Source organism: Microcoleus sp. CAWBG640 (assembly GCF_020883015.1).
Lineage (GTDB): Bacteria > Cyanobacteriota > Cyanobacteriia > Cyanobacteriales > Microcoleaceae > Microcoleus > Microcoleus anatoxicus.
The window spans coordinates 1-3,114 of record NZ_JAHRFC010000185.1; the positions used below are offsets into that span (position 1 = coordinate 1).

The window sequence follows — 3,114 nt, forward strand, 5'->3', positions numbered from 1 at the left end:
ACGTCACGCCAAACGGGCTTATGAAGCTGCTGGCAAGATTGAGGAAGCCGATGCCAAAGTCCACAAACACCACCGTAAATATGAGGGCGTGGTTGCCGACAACGAGCTCGTAAAAAAGCGCGCCGACGCACGTCTGGGTAAACACTTGCACGGATTGCGTCCAGCCTACGCTCGACTGGGTATGGGGCTAGAACAAGCAGCTAGTAATGCCGAAAGTCGCATCAGCGAAATTAAAGCCAAGCTACAAGGGACAAAACCATGAGCAGGGCGATTGCACTTTTCAACACTTTTGTGAGTTGTGCGATTGCTTCCAGTTTCCTCTGCTGGATAGCGTCGCTCAATTCTGGGTTACAGATTTTGGTGAGAGCCTTGTACCTAGTCGTAGTCCTGTGCTGGATTCTAGGTTGGATACTAGACGACTGGCTGTGCTTGAAATTCCGCATCACACTCCTAGACCTGCAAGGGATTTTGGTTGCAGGTATAGTCGCTGTTTTATTCGGTTTGGGGGTGATGCTATGTCGCTTTTAAAGGTTTGCGCGTTAACAACCTCTGGGTTAATCCTCTGGCTAGCACCACCGTTCACCCTCAGCCGTAAAATTCCGCTACACAATTGGGTAACTGGGTTGTCTCTAATGGGCGGTTTTGCTTGCTGCTTTGAATCTCGGAGAATCGCCCTCAAACTAGCTCAGGCCCAAGAGTTTGAGTCTATGCGTGAGGCTGTTGTTGTGGCTGATGCGGTTGACGAGCTAGCTACCAGTGCGTATGTCTCTGAGCAACAACGTCGGATGGAAGCCGAATCTATTCTAAACACGGCGGGTTCTGAGCAAGTCGAACACCTAGAACGCTCTCTAGCACTAAGTCACAGTCAAGGTGATGATTGGAATTCTGAACGTTCCCCCCAACTAGCTGAGAACGCAGACTCAGAACTTTTAGAACGGATTCTACAGCTACAAGCACGGGGCTATGGCAAGGCAAAAATCATCCTTGAGTTGTGGGGCGTAACCAAGGGGGGTAGTTCTAAGTACAAAGCTGCTGAGGCTGAGTATAAGCGCTTGGTTGGTGAGTAAGACTGATGTATCGCTTTGTGTTGATTTTGGAAACCTATCATGCTTAACAACAAAATCCGTCCGAGATTTTGGACAAAATCCCCTCTGACTTGGGGACGCTAAAACCCTTGTTCTGACTCGCTCGTCTAGTGCTTTTACCTTTAAACCCGACGAGCGAGTTTTGACACGTATTCGGTTCGTTGCCGGGACAAAATCGGTCTGAAATTATCAGGTGCAATTTATCAATTAAAATGTTCGACATGGATGTGAAATGTATTTACGGGTTCATCGAGCGAGTCAAGCGCTGTCTCAAGCCTTTCTGGCATAGAGAGGGCGGAGAATCTCTTATGGAGTTTGGAGAACGCAGCCGAGAATGGCATCCGAGAAAGATGAAATTCTGGAAATACATTTGTTGCACAGTCCGGGGGCATATGTTGGCAGAGATAAAGCATCTCATTAACAAGCAAGAGAAAATTCCCAAAACTCGCATTGAGCTTGCCAAGGAACCTGTAATCAAAGACACCGACATCCAGTTGCCTGTTCGAGCAACCGATCGGGCCCCTCCATCCTTCCCAGTCTTTGTCCCATTACCTGACGCTGAAATAGGTGGCTGTGCTCGTAACGACAGCTTAATCGCACCCGCAATCTAATCCGCGGGGCGGTTCCTCCTGTGTCCTAAATTTTCAAAAAAAGTAAACGCCAAAAAACCGCTGCATCCTAATTGGAACCTAGCTTGCAACGGCTTTTGGATTCGCGCACCACCATGAAGTGGTAATTACTATGAATAATAACTCATCGAACGGTCAAACAGCAAGCACCGCCGGACTAATCCGTGCAACCAAGACTAATCCTTGCCCGCACTGTGGCAAGCCTGACTGGTGCTACTCTGTAGGCGATTTATCAGTCTGTAACCGTGACCAACCGCCCGCTCCAGGTTGGGAAGCTACAAGCAAGACAGACAAAGACGGTCACTATTTTTACGCCCGTCCTCAAGAAAAGAAGGCAATTCGGCCACGGCAAACTCGCTACTGGGTTTACTCCGATCGAGCCGGTAATCCACTTGTGCGTGTTGTACGGTTTGACGATGGAGAAGGGGGTAAACCTAAGTGGCATCAAGAAAGTTGGGGTAAGTGCAAAGCTTCCAGGCAGATTGGTTGGGTAGTCGGAGTCGAAGGTATTACCCGCGAGAATATCCCGATTTACCGTTACGCCGATGTCAAAAAGGCGATCGCAAATAATGAACTAATTTTCATTGTTGAGGGCGAAAGTTGTGCTGACATTTTGTGGGATTTAGGTTTGGCTGCTACCTGCAACATTGGTGGCTCTAAGAAGTGGCGAAGCTCTGACACAAGCGATTTAGAGGGTGCAAAAATTGTTATCTGTCCCGATCGGGATGAACCAGGTATTGAACACGCCAATTTATTGCATCAAGAATTTCCTGATGCTCTTTGGCTCTACGCCTATCCAGACTCACCAGCCTGGAACAATCTGCCAAAAAGTCAGGGATTGGATATCAAGGATTGGATGGATAGCTGCGTAATAGCACGGGCTGACATCTTGGCTGCGGTGGGAGAGAAGAAGGATACTCAGCAAATATCAAAGGTCGTTAGCCATCCCAAATTTACCCATCCCAACCTCTCACTCCTGGAGCGTGAGGTTGATGAAATTTTAGCCCAAGATTCAAAACGCTCACAGACCCAGGTCAAGCTAGCTGAGTTGGCTCAAAAATACCGACTCAACCCCCAAGAAGTCTTCAAGATTTACAAGATCAGGGAAGAGGAGCAAGAACAAGAATCTACCCAAGAAGAGGTAGCCACAGAGGTTGAACGACTCCTTTCGGCTCAAAAATCCCAGATTATATTGGCAGAATTATTACCACCAGCGCTTGCAGCTCCGATCGAAAAATTGGCATCACGGTTAAACCTCAAAACTGAATGTTATTTAGGGCTTGCTGAATAATCGATCGCAAATCAAGAATAAGAGCGATCGATATATTCAAGCTGGGTTAAATATAAGTTTTTTCTGTATCGATTCCACCCAAATATAATTGTAGATTATCTTCCACCCA

The 3,114-nt window shown here is 47.5% G+C and carries 4 protein-coding genes and 1 pseudogene; all 5 read left to right on the top strand.

What is annotated here, in order from left to right; translation table 11 throughout:
• Positions 1–262 (top strand): annotated as a pseudogene (locus AAFP11_RS30035) (hypothetical protein); the annotation flags it as partial.
• Positions 259–528 (top strand): hypothetical protein, encoded by a 270-nt coding sequence (locus AAFP11_RS30040; protein WP_341740283.1) that lies wholly within the window; start codon positions 259–261, stop codon positions 526–528. The pseudogene AAFP11_RS30035 and the gene AAFP11_RS30040, both read left to right, overlap by 4 nt.
• Complete coding sequence (locus AAFP11_RS30045) at positions 516–1,067, top strand: hypothetical protein (protein ID WP_341740284.1); 552 nt, start codon at positions 516–518, stop codon at positions 1,065–1,067. The genes AAFP11_RS30040 and AAFP11_RS30045 overlap by 13 nt, the downstream gene beginning before the upstream one ends.
• Positions 1,068–1,297: 230 nt before the next feature.
• On the top strand, positions 1,298–1,696 hold the full coding sequence (locus AAFP11_RS30050; protein ID WP_341740285.1) for a hypothetical protein: 399 nt from the start codon (positions 1,298–1,300) through the stop codon (positions 1,694–1,696).
• Positions 1,697–1,826: 130 nt separating this feature from the next.
• Positions 1,827–3,005: a hypothetical protein gene (locus tag AAFP11_RS30055; protein WP_341740286.1), complete on the top strand. Its 1,179-nt coding sequence runs from the start codon at positions 1,827–1,829 to the stop codon at positions 3,003–3,005.
• The last annotated feature ends 109 nt before the right edge of the window (positions 3,006–3,114 follow it).